At 65.4% G+C, this 20,091-nt stretch carries 14 protein-coding genes; 7 read left to right on the forward strand and 7 right to left on the reverse strand.

The window, feature by feature from the left end; translation table 11 throughout:
* Positions 1 to 3 precede the first annotated feature (3 nt).
* Complete coding sequence (gene nbtC / locus G6N68_RS18390) at positions 4 to 3,102, forward strand: nocobactin polyketide synthase NbtC (RefSeq protein WP_163715231.1); 3,099 nt, start codon at positions 4 to 6, stop codon at positions 3,100 to 3,102.
* Here nbtC and G6N68_RS18395 read toward each other — a convergent pair.
* The 5 genes from G6N68_RS18395 to scoE are packed head-to-tail and all read right to left on the reverse strand — an operon-like array spanning position 3,090 to position 10,608.
* Positions 3,090 to 7,286, reverse strand: coding sequence for an AMP-binding protein (locus G6N68_RS18395; RefSeq protein ID WP_163715236.1), 4,197 nt, complete (start codon positions 7,284 to 7,286; stop codon positions 3,090 to 3,092). The genes nbtC and G6N68_RS18395 overlap by 13 nt on opposite strands.
* Positions 7,273 to 7,506, reverse strand: a complete 234-nt coding sequence (locus G6N68_RS18400) for an acyl carrier protein (protein ID WP_163718796.1) — start codon at positions 7,504 to 7,506, stop codon at positions 7,273 to 7,275. The genes G6N68_RS18395 and G6N68_RS18400 overlap by 14 nt, the downstream gene beginning before the upstream one ends.
* Positions 7,507 to 7,510: 4 nt before the next feature.
* A complete protein-coding gene (fadD10, locus tag G6N68_RS18405; RefSeq protein WP_163715239.1) occupies positions 7,511 to 9,127 on the reverse strand; it encodes a fatty acid--CoA ligase FadD10 in 1,617 nt (538 codons plus the stop codon).
* Between the two features lie 51 nt (positions 9,128 to 9,178).
* A complete protein-coding gene (locus G6N68_RS18410) occupies positions 9,179 to 9,742 on the reverse strand; it encodes an FcoT family thioesterase (protein WP_163715242.1) in 564 nt (187 codons plus the stop codon).
* Positions 9,739 to 10,608, reverse strand: coding sequence for a (3R)-3-[(carboxymethyl)amino]fatty acid oxygenase/decarboxylase (scoE, locus tag G6N68_RS18415; protein WP_163715245.1), 870 nt, complete (start codon positions 10,606 to 10,608; stop codon positions 9,739 to 9,741). Before scoE ends, G6N68_RS18410 begins: the two co-directional genes overlap by 4 nt.
* 216 nt (positions 10,609 to 10,824) lie before the next feature.
* Between scoE and G6N68_RS18420 the strand changes: the two genes are divergently transcribed.
* Positions 10,825 to 11,664, forward strand: a complete 840-nt coding sequence (locus G6N68_RS18420; protein ID WP_163715248.1) for a class I SAM-dependent methyltransferase — start codon at positions 10,825 to 10,827, stop codon at positions 11,662 to 11,664.
* On the opposite strand, the gene mbtG is transcribed toward G6N68_RS18420, so the two are convergent.
* The gene (gene mbtG / locus G6N68_RS18425; protein ID WP_163715251.1) at positions 11,652 to 12,941 is read right to left on the reverse strand and encodes an NADPH-dependent L-lysine N(6)-monooxygenase MbtG; all 1,290 of its coding nucleotides are present in this window, start codon (positions 12,939 to 12,941) and stop codon (positions 11,652 to 11,654) included. The two genes, G6N68_RS18420 and mbtG, sit on opposite strands and share 13 nt — an antisense overlap.
* A gap of 132 nt (positions 12,942 to 13,073) precedes the next feature.
* Between mbtG and G6N68_RS18430 the strand changes: the two genes are divergently transcribed.
* From G6N68_RS18430 to G6N68_RS18440, 3 genes are all read left to right on the forward strand, one after another.
* On the forward strand, positions 13,074 to 14,696 hold the full coding sequence (locus tag G6N68_RS18430; RefSeq protein ID WP_163715255.1) for a (2,3-dihydroxybenzoyl)adenylate synthase: 1,623 nt from the start codon (positions 13,074 to 13,076) through the stop codon (positions 14,694 to 14,696).
* An 81-nt stretch (positions 14,697 to 14,777) separates the two neighbouring features.
* The gene (locus G6N68_RS18435; protein WP_205351493.1) at positions 14,778 to 15,788 is read left to right on the forward strand and encodes an alpha/beta hydrolase; all 1,011 of its coding nucleotides are present in this window, start codon (positions 14,778 to 14,780) and stop codon (positions 15,786 to 15,788) included.
* Entirely contained in the window at positions 15,757 to 16,617 is an 861-nt protein-coding gene (locus tag G6N68_RS18440) for an SDR family NAD(P)-dependent oxidoreductase (protein WP_163715257.1), read from the forward strand. Before G6N68_RS18435 ends, G6N68_RS18440 begins: the two co-directional genes overlap by 32 nt.
* A gap of 85 nt (positions 16,618 to 16,702) precedes the next feature.
* Here the strand turns inward: G6N68_RS18440 and G6N68_RS18445 are convergent, their stop codons facing one another.
* Complete coding sequence (locus tag G6N68_RS18445; protein WP_163715260.1) at positions 16,703 to 18,055, reverse strand: salicylate synthase; 1,353 nt, start codon at positions 18,053 to 18,055, stop codon at positions 16,703 to 16,705.
* Positions 18,056 to 18,231: 176 nt separating this feature from the next.
* On the opposite strand from G6N68_RS18445, the gene G6N68_RS18450 reads away from it, so the two are divergent.
* Positions 18,232 to 18,441: a hypothetical protein gene (locus G6N68_RS18450; RefSeq protein ID WP_163715263.1), complete on the forward strand. Its 210-nt coding sequence runs from the start codon at positions 18,232 to 18,234 to the stop codon at positions 18,439 to 18,441.
* A gap of 309 nt (positions 18,442 to 18,750) precedes the next feature.
* Positions 18,751 to 20,001 carry a sodium-dependent bicarbonate transport family permease gene (locus G6N68_RS18455; RefSeq protein ID WP_163715266.1) on the forward strand — a complete coding sequence of 417 codons (1,251 nt, stop codon included), beginning with the start codon at positions 18,751 to 18,753 and terminating at the stop codon, positions 19,999 to 20,001.
* Positions 20,002 to 20,091: the final 90 nt, after the last annotated feature.

Raw genomic sequence — 20,091 nt, forward strand, 5'->3', positions numbered from 1 at the left:
ACGATGAGAAATGGAATCCCGCTCACCTACCGGCTGCCCAATCGGGCCATTCCCGTGCTGTTGTCGGCGGATACCCCGCAGCTGCTGAGCCGAGAGGCCGAGGCGCTGCTGGCCTATGCGGCGGACCACTCGGAGGTGACGCCGCAGGCGGTCGCCGACATGCTGTTTCGCACCCGGCTTGCCCGACGGCACCGCGCGCTGGCCATCGTGACCGACCGAGCCGAGTTTCTCGCTGCCCTAGGGGCCATTGCCGATGACCGCGAACATCATTCGGTGATCCGTGCCGAAGCCGCCGCGCGCCGGCCTGCGTATGTCTTTCCCGGGCAGGGTGGCCAACGCCCCGGGATGGGCAAGCTTTTCTATGAAGCGATCCCGGCGTTCCGCGAAGAGGCAGACAGGTGCGCTGCCGCATTCGCCGCCGAGTTCGACGACTCCCCGCTGAATTACCTTCTCGACGAAGACTTCCCGGCGCAAGACGACGCGGCCACGGTCCAGCCCGCGTTGTTCATCCAAATGGCCGCCCTGGCGGCAATGTGGCGGTCGTTCGGAATCCAACCGCACGCCGTCATCGGGCACAGCCAAGGTGAGATCGCGGCGGCCTATGTGGCCGGCTTGGTTTCGTTGGCCGATGCGGTCAGCGTTGTCGGCATTCGCGCTCGCGCCGCCGACGAGTTCGCCGCCGACGATTACGCCATGGCGGTGATCGCCGCCGACCGTGACACCTGCGAGGACCTGCTGGCCCGCAGTTCGGGGTGGGCGCAGCTGTCGGTGGTCAATTCACCGAACATGACCGGGATTTCGGGCGACCGGGAATCCGTGCTAGGCATTGTGGATGCGCTCGCCGAGCGAGGCACCTTCGCCCGGGTCATCCGGGTGCAGTATCCCGCGCACACCAGCTTGATCAACCAGCTCGGCGACAAGGTGCGCGCGTCGGCCCAGCGCAAGCTGCAGAACACGCGATTCCTCGACACCGAGATCGACTGCCTGGGCGCCACCCTCGGCGGCCCGATCCCTGCGGACGTCCCGGCCGACCAGTATTGGTTCTGGAACCTGCGCAACACCGTTCGATTCGACAAGGCGATTTCCGCTGCGGCGCAACGGGGCATCGACACGTTCGTTGAACTGGCCGAGCATCCCACGCTGCAACTGGCGATCCAGGAGAATCTTGCCGCCTCGGCCGACGGGGACGATGTTCGTGCGGGCCTGGTGGTCGGCACGTCTCAGCGAACCGCAACGAATCTCGACGAGTTCACCCGCAGTCTTGCGCAACTCGCCGTCCATGACCTGAATTACCGGTGGGAGTGCCTGGGCACCGAATACGGCGGCGGCAACGGCCCAATTCCGTTGCCGTTGATCGATTTCCCTAACGCCCAGATGAATGAGTCCTACCTGTGGATGCCGTACGACCTCAACTGGCGTTCTGCGGCGACGACCGCAGCGGCGCAGGAGGACCAGGAAGACGAACCCGCCGATGAGCTGGAGCGTGAGGTCAGTCCGCGCCTGTTTGTCGAGGAGTGGATCCGGCTGTCGCAGCGCTCGCTCGTCCCGCCGCGCGCCATCGGCATCGTTGATTACACGGGCAGATGCTCCGCGCTGGTCGACGGCCTCTGCGCTGCGGCCGCGGAGGTCGGAGCCTCGGCACGCGTTCTCGACGGCGAAAGCGGCGGCGCGGGAGCCGATCTCAACACGCTGGTCATCCTCGTCCCGTCCTCGCCCAAACTAGACGTCGATGCCGCCGCGGATGAGGTCGCCGCTTTCTTTGGGAACCGGGCGTGGTGGCCGGCGCTTCCCGACTCGGTTACCGATTGCTGGTTGGTGACCGTTGGTGGCGAAGCGGTGGTCGCCGAGGACGCGCCACCGGATCTGGTGCAAGCCGCGGCCGCCGCGGGATTCCGCAGCGTCGGCGCCGAGTATCCGGGGGTGGGATTTCGTCATCTCGATCTTCCTGCCGCAGCGACGGACTCAGCCTCGGCGCAGGCGATCCTGTCGGCGGTGCACACCGGCGAGGAGCCGGAATTGGCATTCCGCGACGGCGGCCTCTACGCGAAGCGCATTGTCGACGGTCAGGGCGCGCTGGACGATTCGGCCCCCGACCGAAGTCCTGAACACGTCCTCATCATCGGCGGGACCGGGAACCTCGGGCTGGAATTCTGCGATCACTATGCCCGCCGGGGGGCGCGGCAGATCACGCTGGTGAGCAGATCGGGCGAGACTGCTGCCGTGGCGGATCGGTTGCGGCAGATTCGTTCGGCGACTTCAGCCCTCATCCAGGTGGCCAGCTGTGATGTGGGTGACCATGCCGCCGTCGCACGACTGGCGGCGGAACACCAAGACCGCCCGGCGGACCTGATAATCCATGCGGCCGTGAACTATTCGGCCGTCGACTTCCACGACGTCACCGTCGAGGCGGCCGACCAGGCGTTGCGGGCCAAGGTCGTCGGCGCCTGGCGGGTGCTGAACGAGTTCCCCCGCACCAACAACTGCCGTGTCGTGCTCTGCTCGTCGGCCCGGGCAACGATCGGCGGGCGCGGGCAGGTCGTCTACGCGGCGGCCAATCGCATGCTCGACGCCATGGCACACCAGTTGCGCGCCGCGGGCCTGGACTGCGCCGCAGTGCAATGGGGCCAGTGGACAGTGCATTTCGATCTCGATGCCGCCAATACCGCGGCGCTCGAGGCCATCGGCGTCATCCCCATGACCCCCGCTGCGGCCCTGGCGGTAGGCATGCGGCCACTGCGCAGCAATGCCATCGTGTTGGCGTTCAACTTCGCGCGGGCCCGGCCGATCCTCGAAGCATTCGGCTACGGCCCGTTGATCTCTCGGCTTGACTTCGACGACATCGACGAGCCGGTAACCGGCCCGGACGACCAGGATGTGCCGGAACGGTTGCTGGACCTGCTGGCACAAGCCATCGGCACGGATCGGGCCGAGGCGATCGACACCACCGCACCGATGGTGGCACTCGGTCTGGACTCGTTGCAGGCGTTGGAGTTACGCCGTCGGGTCAGGATCGAGTTCAATCACGACCTGGAGGTTGCTGACCTCCTCGGCGGCGCCTCCCTTGCCGACGTCCTGGCCAAACTGGGCGGTCAGGCGGTCTGAAACCGCTGCGCCAGCAGGGTCGCAATCGGTTGTGGCTGCGCGACCAGTTCCGTGACGGTTTCCAGCCCGAGCGGGAGGGTGGGGTAGTCCGCGAGATATTCGGCGTAAGAGCGGGCGCCCATCCTCATGCCCAAGCTCACCCAGCCGTCCACCACCGACCATCTGCGGGGGTTGGACTTGGCCCAGTCGCTGTCGTCAAGCCGCCGCTTCCACTCCGCCACATCGAGTTCGTCAGGCGCGAACCCGCTGAGCAGGCCGGCGTAATTTACGGCCTCACCCCGGGCCACGGCAATCCCGCGCCCCAACTCGGTCGCGCCTGACACCTCCGGCACCAGACCCAGGATCGCGGCCGCTACGGCACGGCCGGTGGTGACCTCTTCGGTCAGCGTCAACGCCGGGTATGCGCCCAGCGCCGCACAGGCGTCCGCGACCGAGACCAGGATGTCCGTGGAGTCCCGCAGCTGATAGTCCTCGCCGAGCACCCGGGGCAAACGCACGATGGTGAAGTCCAGCGCCTCCGCCGCACCGGCAACGACCAGTTCTGCCAGCGACTTGGAGGCCGCGTAGGGATAAGGAGCGTTGCGCGGATCCGTGACTTCCGGCGCGGTGACATCGGCACCGACGACGAAGGTGGACAGATGCACCAGCCGGACACCGCGTTTGGCGCACACGTCGACGAGGGCGGAAACCAGTTCCACGTTCGCCGGGCGAAGGTCGCGATACGGAACCAGCACGTTGGTGTTGCCGATGCAGTTGATGACCGTCCCAGCGTTGCAGTCGCGCAACAGAGCGGCGACTTCCGCGGCGCCTAAGTCGGCGGGGAGCCGTTCCACCCGCACCCCGTCGACATCGCGGAGAGCCACCCACGGGTCGTGCTCGCAAAGTTCTGACCTCGCGGCCAAAACCACGTCGGGGCAACGAGCCCCGGACCGTTTCAGGTCCAGGATGGCCCCGGCGAACCCGGTGCCGAGGATTCCGGAGGCGCCCAGCACGAGAATTGCCTCCGCCGATCCGCGGCCGGGTTCGACACTCGCGGCGGGTGCCCGCACCCCTTCGAGGTCGCGGGCGATCTGGGCGGCGGTTTCACTGTCCATCCACGCGTCCGCCCCTCTGGCAGCAGCCATGTCGGCCACCAGATTGGCCGCGGTGTCGGCACTGATCAGATCGAGGATCGAAACCTGGTGCCCGAGAAACCTTCTGGTGTCGGGGAGAATTCTGATCAGGTCCAGCGAACCGATGCCCTCGGCAAGCAGCGAGGAGCTCGGTTGGATGACGGTCCCGAGATGCCGACTCCAGACCTGTGCGAGACCGACCGCCTTCTCATCGGCGTCGGTATCGGCACGCACCGCGTCGGCAAGCTGCGGCATCGTCCGCAGTTGGTCGCTGTCGACTTTTCCGTTGGGCTTGCGCGGGATGTTCGGCACACCGACCACGAAGAACGAGGACACCGCCGAGCTCAGCAGAACGTGTCGGATTCGTGCGGCCGTCTCGGCATCCTCGGCGGCTTCGCGGGTTCGCGCGGTCTCGAACCACACCCCAAGCCTGGCGTTGTGCAGCTCGACGGCGACATCGGACACCGCAGGGTTCGCGGAAATGCGCTTGGCGATCTCCGCGATGTCGACCCGCTTGCCGGAGACTTTGACCACGTCGTCCTTGCGGCCGGCGAAGACCGGGAACCCGTCGTCGTCGAGGATCACGCGGTCGGCGGTGGCGAACGCACGAAGCCGCGAACCGTCGCTAGTGGTCACGGTGCCGAAGTTGCGGTCGTCGACGCCCAGATAGCCGTCGGAAACCAAGTCACCGACGATCACGACTTCACCGAATGCCAGGAACACCGTGTCGGGCACGATCGGTCGCCCCAACCGTAGCCGGGCCGTGGGGGTGGTGATCGCGCCGTCGCTGGTGATCGGCAGATAGGTGACGACGACGGTGGTCTCGGTGGGACCGTAGCTCGACACCAGCGAAACCCCGGACGCCGCGGCGGAATTCAGCCACTTGTCGACGGCGGCGGAGCGGACGGCTTCACCGCCGATCACGATTTGGCGCAGCCGCGACTGGCCGATCGCGTCCATCGCGTTGCCGTCCTCGCACAACAGGTGCCACACGGCGGTCGGCAGGTCGACGACGGTAATGTCCTTGGCGGTCAAATCCCTTGCCAGCCCGTCGAAGTCACCCGATTTCATCGCGGTGGTTCGAACCAGTTCCGCTCCGCAGAACGCGGCACCGAAAATTTCCTCGACACTGATGTCGGACGTCAACGGCGCGCACTGCATGACAGTGTCCTGCTGCCCCCATCCGTAGGACTCGGTGACCGCGGCGCAGAACAGGGCGAGCGACCCATGCGAGACTCGTACCAGCTTGGGCTGCCCCGTGGAGCCCGAAGTCGGCATGACGTAGGCCGTCTTCGCGCCGAGCGAGGGGTCTTGTGCCACTTGCCGAATGCGCTCGTCGGCCAGCACGCTCAAGTCGTCATCCAGAGCCTCCGGCAGCCGGACAGCAGTAACGTCAACCACATGCGTCGTCGCACCCTCGACGTGCTCGGCAATAGCGTTGGCGCGCAACGGAAGCTGGTCGCTGGTGTCGCAGATGCTGTATCCGCAGCCGGCGAGGTGGCACGCGATCAGGCAGTCAACGGTCGTGTCGGTGTTGTCGTCGGTGAGCACGATGATGTCACCGGGCATGCTCCCGTTCTGTACCAACCAGGCCACCCACCGGTGGATGGCGGGGCGCCGCGCCAGGGTCTGATTGACGCGCGGACCGGCGGCGACGAACCAGGAAGGCGCGGGCGGCGTGGCCTCGATCGCCGTAGAGCTCTGGTCGAGGGAACCGTCGGCTCCGACCCGGAACCAGTCGTTGACCGCCATGGCGATCGGCTGATCCCACAGCCTGACCATCGCCTCGAGAGCCGCGGCGATCCGGTCCGCGACCCGCGGCTCGGTCGTCGGCTCGGGCAGATCCGCTCGGTCCCAGATGGCCAGGTTGAGGGCACGCTGCTCTTCGTCCAGCACGGTCGCCACGGTCATCCCCTCGACCGGACCGATATCCGTCGCCAGCGGCGCTTCGGTCAGGAATGGGCGCAGGGCGGGCGCGCATGTCTCGCGGATGAAGTTGAGCGTCAACGCCTCGACATGCGCGGTCCGGTTGATCGCCAGATACATGCGACGGTAGTGCTCTTCCCGCAGCCACCGGCGCCGGACGGCCTTGACGTAGCCGCGATCAACCGTGCGGACGACGTCGCGAACCGAGACGAAGGGAGCGAACCTGACCGGGTGCGCAACCGAATTGACCAGGCAGGTAGCCACATTCAGAGCGGGGTCGGCAAATCTGTTGTCCACCGCGTGCACGAGCAGGGTTTCGGTGCTCTGCCGCATGCTCGCGTCCACCGCCACCGCCGCGGTGGCGACCAGCACGTTGAGCGGGACCTGCTCGGATTCCGACAGGCGCAGGATCGCGTCGAAGGCGCCGCCGGAGACGGTCACGGTTTCCCGTAGGACCCCCTTGGCCGCGGCACCCGGAGCGCCGGACGTGCCTTGTCCTTGCATACCGAGGCGCGTGTCTTCGGTGAGCTCACGCTGCACGGCATCGGCGACCCGTCCCAGCGACTCTTCGACCTTCGCCCGCTCCCTGCGGTGAGCTTCGGCCAGTTTGACCAAACCTGCGGCCGGAGAGTGTGGTTCGTAGGTTTCGCCAGCGAGATGGCGCGCGAGGTGACGGGCGAGATCGGCTTCGATGATCCCGGTGGCGCCCCCGTCGACGACGATGTGGTGGGCGTGTACATCGAGGCTCGATACGTCGCCGCGCTCGTCGGTCCAGACGGAGTACCGCACCAACGCCGTATCGAGGATGCCGGACGCCCAGGTGCGCTGCAGTTCGAAATCGCCGTCCGCCGTGTGGACCTGATCGCCGGCCCGCACCCGGACGATGTCGCCGAACTGCAGGCGGGGAACCAGATGCGGATAGTCTTCTGCGGTCGTCGGCGCCTCGAGAACGCATAGCTGCACCGGGTTTTCGCAAACCATCGCTTCCAGGGCGGCCAGGAATCCGGGCAACGGCAGCGGGTGGAAGCGGTACTTCTTGCCGATCAGGTACAGCGCCGGGTCGCCGTCCTGCAGCACCCCGTTGTAGAGGTTCTGTTGCGACCTGCTCAGCGGAATCCGGTCCACCCAGGTGTCAGCCGTGCTCATGCAGAGCCTCCAGCTCCCGAACCCATCCCGCGATCGACAGGTTCTTGGCCAGTCGGGACGGCACTTCGGACTCCCGGTTGACGTCGAGCTTCTTCATCAGCAGAACGAACCGAACGGAGTCCAAACCGAGGTCGCGCAGGTCGGTCGCGTCACCATCGGTGAGATCGGCCTCGTCGATGTACAGCACATCGCAGACGGCAGCCAGGACTCTCGCCCTGATCGTCTCAGCCATGGGCGGCCACCCCGGCGTTGGCGTGGCCGACGGATGCGGCCAACGAGGCGCGCATGATCTTGCCGGACGGTGTCCGCGGAATCTCGGCGACGATCGCGATGGTTGACGGCCGCGCGATCGCCTCCGATTGTTGCCGAAAACGCGCCGCGATCACTTGCTTGAGCTTACGGGCCGCCGGTTCGTCCAGCTCCTTCGCCGGGACGGTAGGGACGACGGCAAGGCCGACCAGGGCCCCGAACTCCGGGTCCGGAATCTCGTAGCAGGCGGCCTCGCGCACACCCGTGGCGCCTTCGGCGATCCGGTCCACCTCGTCGGGGGCGATGTTCACCCCGCCGGAGATGAACATCTCCGCTGACCGTCCCCTGATGTAGAAGAACCCGTCTTCGCGCCGCTCCAGCAGGTCACCGGTGTTGACCCAGCCGTCGACCAGGACCTCGTGGGTCCGCTCCGGGTTGTTCCAATACCCCAGCATGTTTGCCGGCGACTTGATCCAGAGCGTGCCGCAGGCTGCGGAGGGCGCGGCGTTCGGGGCGGTGGGCCCCGACTCGTGCGGCCCGCCCGGCCTGGCCAGATACACCTCGACGCCCGGGTAGGGCCGGCCCACCGCACCGGCCTCGATCTTGGCGATGGATCCTCGATCGGTCGGCAAGCACAGGGCGGTGCAGCCGGTTTCGCTCAGCCCGTAGACCTGTGCGGTCCGAACGCCCACCGCTTCGATAAAGCCGACGTCGGACGCGATGGCGCGGGAACCGCCGTAGCCAACCAGTCGCAGCGACGGAACCCTGCCGCCACCGGACTTCAGCTCGCTGACCAGCTTCGAAAGCAGCGTCGGCACAACGCAGGTCGTCGCCACCTCGTTGCTGGTGAGGATCTCCAGCAGGGATGTGGTGGTCTCACCGCCGGTGATGCACACCCCTCCGCGCATCAAACAGGTGAGTATCCACCACATCCCGCCGATATGGGTCGCCGGCAGCGGTGAGTAGGTGGTTTCGCCGTCGACCCAGGTGATCCAGTCCAGGCCCGCATCGCGCAGGATGTCCGGGACGGCCAGGAAGGTGCGGTTGGCCAACAGCACGGCCTTCGGCTCGCCCGTCGTCCCGCTGGTGAAGATCATCGCCAGCGGATCGTCGGCACCGAAATTCGTGCCCACGGGGAGATCGGCGACATCCGTAGCGGCCGCGCGGTCTCTCGCCTCGACGTTCAGGTCGACGGTGAGCGCCGGAATCGAGTGCAGGGATTCCGGCAGCGCGGACGCGCCGGTTCTGCTGCCGGGCGTGATGAGAACCGCGCTCGGCGTGGTGAGTTGGCTGAAGCGGGCGATGGTGGCCGGCGGCAGATTGCCGTCGACCATCACCGCGATCGCCCCGATCTTCGCGCAGGCAAGCACCGACAGGTATGTCTCGGGTCCATTGTCCGAGAGGACGATTATCCGAGATCCCGGCGAAACCGATTGCGCCCGAAGGGCTGCGGCAAGACTGTTTACTTCGGTGACCAGTTCGCAGTACCGTAGCGCGCTTCTTCCGTCGCACCGGCGCAAGGCAATTTCCTGCGGCCGCTGCCGCGCCTGATCGAAGATCCGTTCCAAGACGGTAGATGGCAAGTGAGACATAGCAGTCGGGTGCTTTCCTAACGATACATTGCGGGTTTGACTTGGGACTAGTTACGGGATATTGAGGACCGCCAGCTCGACCTCGCCGGAGGCCGACCCGCCGTACTCGTCCCAGAACTCGATGCCGCACTGGATCTGCAGGTAGCGCAGCCTGCGCTCGATCACCTCGAAGTTGTTGCACAGCATGCGTGCGGAGAACTTCTGGGTATGAATCATCCGCTTGAAGCGCGAGGCGGTGTTCTTGATCAACATGCTCGGCAGCTGGAAGTCGAAGTAGTCCGAAATCGACCAGCCACGCAACTCCGGGATCTCCTCGTTGAGGACCGCCGGCGCGAACGCGCTGTAGGCGAGTTGGTTGAAGCACATGATGAGTTCCACCGCGTTGAAATGCCCGGTGGCTCGTATGTAGGCGGGCTCATTGATGCTGAAATTGCCGTAGGCGAGGACCGAATCGGGCGTCGCTTTGTAATTGGCGTCAATGAGATAACGGCATCCCTTGTAGGCGTAAGGCTCGAGAACCTTGACGAGCAAGTGCTCCTCGATCGGGGCGGTTTCGCTGATGTCGGTGAATTCTGCCCGCGCCTGGGTGGACGGGGACAAAGTGATGGTACTCATGCTGCATATCCTGGTGTAGTGAGGCCGTCCAACATTGTCAGACGGTGGGTGGTTAAATGGCCTGCGGCGGTGCCGTGCTTTGCGCGGTGCATTAAAGCGCGGTTGTCCCACAGAATGATGTCGCCAACTTCGTAGTGTTGGGTGTGAATAAATGGCGATTTGTACTCGGTGTCGAGTTGACCCGTCGCCGCCAAGAGTTCCTGCAAGATCGCCGGGTCGAGTACGTTGCCGTCCTGGTCCTCGATCTTGGTGGTGCCGGTCGCGCAAATGTAGAGAATCTCTTGCGCGGTGTACGGGTGCCTGATCACCGTGGGCCACTTGATCGGGGGCGTGGTCTTGTTGATCTCGTCCCAGATCTCGCCGATGGGTCGGTACACGTCACTCGGGCGAATCTTGATGTGGCGCCGCGGATCGTGGGTGCTGAACGTGCCGCGGACCGGGTCCCGCTTGGTGGCCGGCAACGACTCCCAGACCTTGGTGAGGTCGATGAAGTACGTTCCGCGGTCGGTCCCGGGCACCGTCAACGGCAACACCATGGAGAATGCGAACGGTTCCGGCATGAACATGTAGTCGATGTGCCAGAACGCGCCCGTTTTCGGGACTCCCTGACCCTGTTCGGTGGAGGAAACAAAGATCTCCGGGTGGTCCTTGTGGTGGTACACGGGCTCGTAGTAGGGCACAATTTCGCCCACTATCCGACCGAGCTGTATGAATTGCTCCGGAGTCGGATGGACATCCTTGAGCACAACCAATTTGTGGGTGTAAACGATCTTTCGGAGCTCGTCGGTGGACAAATGGTCCAGATTCGCGGGGTCCAACCCGGTGATCTGCGCACCGAGCCCCTCGCCTTTTACATTGAGTGTCATTGACTATCTTTCCTGCTTGGTCAATTGATGAATGCTTTTGCAAATATGAAGTCGGCATGCATAGCCGTAATGGTCGAACCCCCTAAGTTGAATTTCGGATCTTGTAGCCGGATGCCTCCCTGCCCGGCTTTGGATATTCAGAGGGTGTCAGCGGCGGCTTGCGTGTTTCTTGCGCGATCCTTGGAGGGGCCGGAGCGGGCCGATACTGTCGGAGCTATGCCAGTCGTCGACGGCCGTCATCTCAGCGGGGTATCCGAGACCGCACTGCTCACGCTGCACCAGCGGGCGACGGAAGCGGCCCGGCCCGACGGCGTCATCGACGACCCGATGGCCATCGCGCTACGCGACAGCATCGACTACGACTACCACCACTTCGGTCGTACCCATCAAGCGACCGCCCTGCGGGCGCTGGCATTCGACAACGCCGCCCGTGAATTCCTCACCGCGCATCCGCGCGCCACCGTCGTAGCACTGGCCGAAGGACTGCAAACCAGCTTCTGGCGCCTGGACAACGGCGAACTCAATTGGCTTTCAGTGGATCTCGAGCCGATTGTGCAGTTGCGCCAGCAGCTACTGCCGACGTCAGAAAGGCTGCGGTACTGCGCCCAGTCCGCGCTCGACTACTCGTGGATGGACCAGGTCGACGACGCCAACGGCGTGCTGATCACCGCGGAAGGTCTGCTGCAGTATTTCGATCGGGAGACCGCGTTCGATCTGATCAGGGCGTGCGCCAACCGATTCCACGGCGGACAGTTCGTCTTCGACAGCATCCCCTGGCTGTTGAGCGTGTATTCGCGGCGACGCGGGTTCCGGCTCAGCGAGTTCTACACCGCGCCGCCAATGCCGTTCTGGTTCACCGCAAACCACTACGACGAACTGCGCGCCGTCCCGGGTGTCCGTGCGGTACGCGAACTTCCGGCACCACCGGGGCGCGGCAGGATCCTGCCGAAGGTCATCGCCTTGACTTACCGGATTCCCGCTCTCGCCTCGTTCCGGGCGCCCACCACCGTGGTCGATTTCGCGAGCACCTTCGCGAGCAGACGTCAAAGTCGCTGAAATGACATACTTTTCGGGGCTTTTGCGTCTGCTGACGCCAGGGCGGTGCCGCCCAGCACCCGGTCGGAGAGCAACCCCAGACAGCTCAGGTTGGGGAATCCCGGGCCGACGTTCACTCCGGACAGATTGGGCAGGATCAGCTTCGGCGTGACGCCGGCAACGGACAGATCCTCGTCGATGGACTCCTCGAACCGCTCGCACGTCAACGGTCCGCCCAGACCCAGCTCCAGCACGTCCACTGCGTCCGGACGCAACAGCGGCACAAACCACATCGGGTCGGCGCCGGATCCGTCGATGACGAGGTCGAAGCGGTGCAGGGTCTCGAGCGCCTCACCACGGTTCTCGGTGGAAAGCGTGATCCAGATCCGGTTGTCGCGGTCTGTCACGCGCGCCACCCGACCACGCAGATGCCTGATCCTTTCGTCGGCCAGGAGTGACTCCTGAACTCGCGCGGAAAACACCCCGCGGTCGGTGCGGGCGATGCAATCGCGGCGTTCGGTGAGGTTGAGGTCGCGCCAGCCGGTGGGGTCGGAGAACAACGAATTCTCGAAGAATCCTTCACCGCGGGTGAACAGGGTCGCTTGTGGCGAAATCGCCGTGATCGACGAAACACGGTGGTGGAAGAGCTCATTGAGCATGGACGCGGCCGTTTCGCCGCCGCCGATGACCGCCACGTTCTCGGCGACGATTCGGTCGTGCCGCATGGCGCGTTCCCAGAATTGCGCGATCGACCACACCCGTGGGTCGCCGGAAAGCATCGCCCGCTCGGGCTGGCCCGGGCCGGTGATCATCACCGCGTCCGCCAACAGCGTGGACCCGGGCAGGTGCAATGCCCACTGTGGACCGTCGACCGACAGCCCCAACACTTCGCCGCGGACGACTTTGAGACCCACCACGTCAGCTACCCAGCGCAGATACGCGGCCCAGGTGTCGTGCGTGGGGGCCGGTCGGCCTCGGTCGACCCAGCCCACGAATTGGTCGGTGGCAACCAGATACGACTGCCAACTGAACCGCATCATCCGCTCGTCGACCTCGTCGTTGCGCCCAGGCGCAAGCGTCGAGCGGTACGGGAAACCGACGTCCTTCTCCGGGCTGGTGCCCAGCCGCTGGCGACCGTCCGTCCAGCCCCCGCCGGCCTGCCAGTTGGCAGCCACGCCGGTGCGTTCGATAGCGACGACGTCAACCACATCGACGCCCATTTCCCGCAGTACCGTCGCCTTCGCGGCCACCGCCACTGCCTTGGCGCCGGCGCCGACGATCGCAAGTGTCCTGGTCACGGTGCTCCCGCCAGCGCACTGACGAACGATGCGGCGCCCACGACCCACCCCTCCGTCTTAGCTCAGGCTGTCCTAACTTCTGTACGCTACCTTATTGGCCTCGCGGCCAGGACACGCCCCAAGGAGCCCACAGTGCCGGTCACGTCGGGGGTACACGGATTCGTACCCTTTCCGCCGCAGCGCGCGGCCCAGTACAGCGCTGCCGGTTACTGGTCCGGCCGCACGGTCGACTCGCTGCTGCGCCAAGCCGCGGGGACCTGGCCAGACCGGATTGCCGTGGTGGATCCCCTGACCAGCCACACCTACTCCGAGCTCGACGAACTCGCCGACCGAGCCGGCGCCGGCTTCGCCCGCATGGGCATCGCACCCGGCGAGCGGGTACTGCTGCAACTGCCGAACTCCTGCCGGTTCGCCATCGCACTGTTCGGCCTGCTCCGTGCCGGTGCGATCCCGGTGATGTGCCTGCCTGGGCATCGGCTGGCCGAGCTGACTCACTTCGCGAAGGTCAGCGACGCTGTGGCGTTGGTCACCGTCGACAAGGCGGGCGGCTTCGACTACCGGTCCATGGCCAAACAGTTGGTCGCGGCACATCCACGGCTGCGCCACGTCGTTGTCGACGGTGACGCCGGTCCGTTTACCTCCTGGTCGAACCTCCCCGAGGGTGACCCGCCTCCGGTCGTCGTCGACAGCCGGTCCCCCGCGTTGCTGCTGGTGTCGGGTGGCACAACCGGAACACCGAAGCTGATCCCCCGCACCCACGACGACTACGTGTATAACGCCACCGCGAGCGCGGAACTGTGCCGGCTGACCGAGGACGATGTTTACCTGGTCTCGCTGCCCGCCGCGCACAATTTCCCGTTGGCGTGCCCCGGCATCCTGGGCGCGATCAGCGCCGGCGCACAGATCGTCTTCAACGCGGATCCCAGCCCGGAGGCCGCCTTCGCCACCATCGACCGGCATCGGGTCACCGTCACGGCGTTGGTACCGGCCCTGGCCAAACTGTGGGCCCAGGCCTGCGAGTGGGAGCCGGTCACGCCAAAGACATTGCGGCTCTTGCAAGTTGGCGGATCTAAGCTGGAGCCCGAGGAAGCTCGTCAGGTGCGCAGCGCGCTCACCCCTGGCCTACAACAGGTGTTCGGCATGGCCGAGGGGCTGCTGAACTTCACCCGCCTCGACGACGCGGTGGAGTTGCTCGAACACACCCAGGGGCGGCCGCTGTCCCCCGCCGACGAGCTGCGCATCGTCGACGCCGCGGGCGAACGGGTGGCGCCCGGTGAAGAGGGCGAACTGTTGGTACGCGGGCCGTATACGTTCAACGGCTACTTCTGCGCCGAGCGCGACAACGAGCGGTGCTTTGACCCCGACGGCTTCTACCGCAGCGGCGACCTGGTGCGCCAGCGCGACGACGGCTACCTGGTAGTTACCGGTCGGGTCAAAGACGTCATCTGCCGGTGCGGTGAGACCATTTCTGCGGGCGATCTCGAAGAGCAGCTGCTGAGCCACCCGGCTATCTGGTCCGCCGCGGCGGTGCCCTTGCCCGACCCCTATCTGGGTGAGAAGATCTGCGCCGCCGTCGTTTTCGCTGGTCCGCCGATGACCCTTGCGGAGTTGAACGGATATCTCGACCAACGCGGCGTTGCCACCCATGCTCGTCCGGACGTGTTGGTCGCCATGCCGAGCCTGCCGACCACCCCGATCGGCAAGATCGACAAGAAGGCGATCGTCCGCCAGCTCTGCGAAGACGCGCGAGCTTAGGCCGCACGCCCCGGAGACGCGTCGCAAGCTGCCATTGACAGCCATTGACTAATGCCGTCGTTTGAGATGAACTGCGCATCCATGCATGACGGCGTTTCCCAGCGCGGCTCACTGCGGTCACGCGGCGCGGCCGCGCTGGCCTCGGTGATGCTGCGGCCGCTCAGCGGGTTGGTGCCGCCGGAGCGAGCCTGGGGGATGTGGCTCACCCGCCGGGCCATCGCGGGAGTGATGGGTACGTTCGGTCCTTCGTTGACTGGAACCCGCGTCGAGCCGGTCAACTCGGTGCTGCCGGACGGCCGCCGCGTCGTCGGGGAATGGGTGTACGGGCCACGGGTCGCGACCGCGGTCAATGGGGCGATCTACTACGTGCACGGCAGCGGTTACACGATGTGTTCGCCGCGCACACACCGGAGGTTGACGTCCTGGTTGTCGTCACTGACCGGGCTTCCGGTGTTCAGTGTCGACTACCGACTGGCTCCCCGCTACCGCTTCCCCACCGCGGCCGACGATGTTCGCGCCGGTTGGGACTGGGTGCCCCGCGCTTGCGGCCTACCCGCGGAACGCATTGTGATTGCCGCGGATTCGGCGGGCGGACACCTTTCGGTAGACCTGTTGCTGCAACCGGATGTTGCGGCCAATCCGCCCGCGGCGGCGGTGTTGTTCTCGCCGCTGCTCGACCTCAGCTTCGAGCTGTGTGCCGCACGGGAGCTGCAGCGACGCGACCCTGCCGTCCGAGCGGCCACCATGGCCCGTTTGGTTGCCCTCTACCTCGTTGGGGTGGACCCAACCCACCATCGCCTGAAGCTCGATGTGGCCGGCGGACCGCCGCTTCCCCCGACGTTGATCCAGGCGGGTGGGGCCGAGGTCTTGGAGGCGGATGCTCGCCAACTCGCGGCGGAGATCCGGGCGGCCGGCGGCAGCTGCGAGCTGCAGGTGTGGCCCGACCAGATGCACGTGTTTCAATCGCTTCCCCGGCTGTCGCCGGAAGCACCGAAGGCCATGACGCATGCGGCGCGGTTCGTCGCGGAGTCATTACGAGCACCGGAAAGGTGGGTTGAACATGTTGGGGCCACTCGACAGGCTGCTGGGTAAGTCCGCTGCCACCTCTCGCGGAGCGTCGGCGGTGGTGACCGGGGCCGGCAGCGGCATCGGCGCCGCCTTCGCCGTAGAACTCGCTCGACGCGGTGGTGCGGTGGTGTGCAGCGACATCAACGAGATCGCCGCTCAGCAGACGGTCAACACGATCATCAAACAGGGCGGCAAGGCTGTCGCAATCCGTTGCGACGTCTCCCAGTTCGACGACGTCACCGCACTCGCCGCGCGGTCCCAGGAGTGGTTCGGTGGCCCGCCGACACTGGTGATCAACAACGCCGGCGTCGGCGCCGGTGGCCAGGCCATCGGAGACATGCCGCTGGACGACTGGACATGGACCCTGGGAATCAACCTGTGGGGTCCCATCCACGGCTGCCAGGTGTTCACTCCGATCCTGCGCGACGCGGGCCCCTCACCTGCCCCACGCGGCATTATCAACGTGGCCTCGGCGGCGGCCTTCGGCGCGGCACCCGGGATGGCCGCCTACAACGTCAGCAAGGCCGGCGTGCTCTCGCTGTCGGAAACCCTGGCCGCCGAGTTGTCCGGCAGCGGAGTCAATGTCACCGTGCTCTGCCCAACCTTCGTCAAGACCAATATCGTCGAATCCGGCCGTATCACGGAGGAATCCAGCGAACAGGCGGCAAGACTGATGCGCTTGATCGGGTTTTCGGCGACGAAGGTCGCTCGAATCTGCCTCGATACTCATGACCGCGGCGGGCTGTACTGCATGCCGCAGATTGACGCCAAGATCGCTTGGAACATCAAACGCCTGACCCCGCAGACATATACGCGCGCGGTTGGCCTGGTATCGCGGGCCGGCATCCGGTAGCGGAGTCGACCGCGGAGCGATTGACTCTGCGGCTATGGCGACGAAGTTCGAGAAGGCACCGCCCTGAACGCAGAGTGAACGAGCCTTACTGACGCTCCACCAGATACGGCGCCAGGGTGGAAAGCTTCTCGCAGGTTTCCTCGAACTCGCGCTCGGGCTCCGAGGCCTCGATGATCCCGGCCCCCGCCCGCAGCCAGGTCCGTCCGCCGCATTCGTATGCCGCCCGCAACGTAAGCGCGGCGTCCAGGCCGCCGTCAGCCGAAAACATCACCACCGCACCCGAATACAGACCGCGCGGAGCTTCGTCGAGCCGCATGATCGCTTCGACACCGTCGGCCTTCGGAATGCCAGACGCCGTGACGGCGGGAAAGAGGGCTTCCAAGGCATCCATGCGGTCGCGGGACGGGTCCAGTCGGGCAAAGACCGTCGATCCGAGATGCTGCACACTGCCGCGCTCGCGCACGGTCATGAAGTCCGTGACCGCGGCCGTTCCGGGCTGGGCGATCTCGGTGATCTCCTGGATGGAAGTACGCACCGAAAGGGCGTGTTCGACAATCTCTTTGGGGTTCGACTCCAGATCTTCTCGCGCCTGCCGATCGTGCGCGCGACCGCGACCCAGGGCCCGGGTGCCGGCCAGCGGTTCGGTGACCACCACCCCGTCCGGACGGACGGCCGTCACCAGTTCTGGGCTGTAGCCCAGCGCCCGCATGCCACCGAGCCGCAACAGAAACGACCGCACCGGCGTGTTGTGCCGGCGACCCAATCTATAGGTCGCGGGGAAATCGAGTCGGAACGGTAATTCGACGCTGCGCGACAGGATCACCTTGTGATAACTGCCGGCGACGATCTCTTTTACCGCAACGGCAACTCGGTCGCGGTAGTCGGACGGGTCGGCCGACAGGTCGACCGGCCGAGGAGGCGGCAGGGCGCGCAATCCCCGCTCGAGCAAGCGATCCACCGCGTCGCGGTGTTGGTCCGTGGCACCGTACATGCGGATTTCAGTCTTAGACACCACGATCCGGGTTTGCGGCCAAAAAACTCGGGCCAGCGGGACGGCGGGGCCGAGCCGTTGCTGTAATCCGTAGCGGTAGACGCCGAATTCGAACGCTATCCAGCCGAAGGCTTGATCGGTCTCCAGCAGCAACCGGTCGACGGCTTCGCCCAGCACCGGCCCCGGTAGCCCGGACCACACTTGACGGCGGGTCACCCCGTCGCGAATGACGCGAAGTTCGTCGCTGTCCAACTCCACCATCGCTTGGACACCACCGGCGAGCACCCATTGCCCGTCACACTCGTAGAGCTGGTACTCCTCGCCGACCGGCTCGAACAACACAGCGGCCAGTTCGGCGGCAAAGTCGGCGGGTTCAATGCCCGGAGGCAGCTCGACCGACGACCACGCGGTGCTCAAAGAGTCCGCCCCCGCACTCGCCTTGGTCACAAAGAGTAAATGTAGCCTAACCTACCTAGCCGCGGCGACACTGCCCTCGCCTCGCCGGGTCCGTCGAGGTCACCCGAGACGTTTCCGTGCCGTTCACCCACCGGCCAGGCGGTCGCCGGTCCCCAGACGACCGATGCTTCTAACGTCACGGCGAAAGACGGCTTAAGGAGGCAGGCATGTTCGTCATCAAGCTCGCAGACGGGGACGAAATCAAAGGCGATCACGAGGAGCTCTCCATCAACGAACAAACCGGCGTGCTTACCGTTCGCCGACTCGACGGCTTCGACGAGACCATCACCCATTACTCGCCGTCTTCGTGGCGGTCGGTGACGCAGCGTAAGCGCACCGCCGGTGCGCGGCCATCCCTGGTTTCATCGGCTCGCTGAAACGGCGCCACGCGCACAAAACTGAATTTCCAGCAAACTCGCAGGAAAGTCACACCTAATCCGATTCAAAGTCCCATTCAACGTCATAGCCTGCACCGATGCGACGGACCGACGTTACGCTCAGGTTTCGATAGTCACTGCTGCCCCAAATATGGCCTGAGCCAGGCACTTCGGCGCAATTTCCCGACTGGCGGTTTGACCGCGTTCTCGTAAAGTTCTCAGCGTTGTCTGGAGGTTCGTAGTCGCCCCGCCGGGGGGTTGGGCGCTTCCTTATATCGCCATATCGCCGAATGACGCTCGGGAGGTGCCGTGCTGCACGAGTTCTGGGAGAACTTCACCCACAATTTGTTCAAGCCATTGCTGCTGTTCTTCTACTTCGGATTCCTCATTCCGATCCTCAAAGTGCGGTTTGAATTTCCGTACGTTATCTATCAGGGCCTGACCATGTACCTGCTGCTGGCAATCGGCTGGCACGGCGGCGAAGAGTTGGCCAAGATCAATCCGTCCAGCATCGGCAGCATCGTCGGATTCATGGTGTTGGGCTTTGTGTTGAACTTCTTGATCGGCGGCCTCGCCTATCTACTGCTGAATCGCATGAGCGCAATGCGGCGAGTGGACAAGGCCACCGTCGCCGGCTATTACGCGTCAGACTCGGCAGGGACCTTTGCCACCTGTGTGGCATTTCTCAGCAGCGTCGGAATCGCATTCAACGCCTACATGCCGGTGATGTTGGCGATCATGGAGATTCCCGGCTGCTTGGTGGCCCTGTACCTGGTGGCACGGCTACGGCACCGCGGCTTGAACGAGGCAGGGTTGATGCCGGGAGAGCCTGGCTACACCCTGCCCGCCGCGGTGGGCCTCGGGCCCGGCACCGCCACACGCCCCGCGCCGGGGCAGAGCCTGGAGGGCCAGCAGGAGCGGGAGTCGGAGCTTGCGGTGCAAGAGCGCGACCATACCGATCTGGGGTCCGATCTGGAGTCCGATCTGGAGCACGTTTCGGCATCGAGGAGTGGCACCAAGCAGCGCCTGCTGTCACGGGAACTGCTGCAGGAGGTGTTCCTCAACCCCGGTCTGGTCCTCTTGCTCGGCGGCATCCTGATCGGCCTTGTCAGCGGACTGCAGGGCGAGAAGGTCGTCCACGACGACGACACCTTCTTCGTCACCGCTTTCCAGGGCGTGCTCGCCCTGTTCCTGCTCGAAATGGGCATGACGGCATCGCGCAAGTTGAAGGACCTGAGGACGGCCGGCCGCGGTTTCATCTTCTTCGGTCTGCTCGCACCGAATCTCTTTGCAACACTTGGGATCATCGTGGCGCACTGTTATGCCGCGCTGACCGGGACGGACTTCAAGCCGGGCACGTACGTGTTGTTCGCGGTGCTGTGCGGCGCGGCGTCCTACATCGCGGTCCCGGCCGTACAACGGCTTGCGATTCCCGAGGCCAGTCCGACGCTGCCGCTCGCCGCGTCACTGGGCTTGACCTTCTCCTACAACGTGACCGTTGGGATCCCGCTCTACATCGAGATCAGCCGCCTGGTCGCGCAGTGGTTCCACACCGCGTGATGGCCGCGACGCTCCCACGAGCGTGCGCGGAATGCCGCGGGATGCGGCGTGTCGCCGCGCAGACACGCACGCTCGCCGTCTGAGACAGGG

Source organism: Mycobacterium bourgelatii (assembly GCF_010723575.1).
In the GTDB taxonomy this organism is placed as follows: domain Bacteria; phylum Actinomycetota; class Actinomycetes; order Mycobacteriales; family Mycobacteriaceae; genus Mycobacterium; species Mycobacterium bourgelatii.

What these genes read in the sequence shown, in the direction of transcription:
- G6N68_RS18410 (WP_163715242.1), bottom strand. Translation starts at nt 9,742, where the DNA reads ATGAGTACCATCACTTTGTCCCCGTCCACCCAGGCGCGGGCAGAATTC.
- G6N68_RS18435 (WP_205351493.1), top strand. Translation starts at nt 14,778, where the DNA reads ATGCATGACGGCGTTTCCCAGCGCGGCTCACTGCGGTCACGCGGCGCG.
- G6N68_RS18395 (WP_163715236.1), bottom strand. Translation starts at nt 7,286, where the DNA reads ATGAGCACGGCTGACACCTGGGTGGACCGGATTCCGCTGAGCAGGTCG.
- G6N68_RS18440 (WP_163715257.1), top strand. Translation starts at nt 15,757, where the DNA reads ATGTTGGGGCCACTCGACAGGCTGCTGGGTAAGTCCGCTGCCACCTCT.
- nbtC (WP_163715231.1), top strand. Translation starts at nt 4, where the DNA reads ATGAGAAATGGAATCCCGCTCACCTACCGGCTGCCCAATCGGGCCATT.
- scoE (WP_163715245.1), bottom strand. Translation starts at nt 10,608, where the DNA reads ATGACACTCAATGTAAAAGGCGAGGGGCTCGGTGCGCAGATCACCGGG.
- G6N68_RS18420 (WP_163715248.1), top strand. Translation starts at nt 10,825, where the DNA reads ATGCCAGTCGTCGACGGCCGTCATCTCAGCGGGGTATCCGAGACCGCA.
- G6N68_RS18450 (WP_163715263.1), top strand. Translation starts at nt 18,232, where the DNA reads ATGTTCGTCATCAAGCTCGCAGACGGGGACGAAATCAAAGGCGATCAC.
- fadD10 (WP_163715239.1), bottom strand. Translation starts at nt 9,127, where the DNA reads ATGTCTCACTTGCCATCTACCGTCTTGGAACGGATCTTCGATCAGGCG.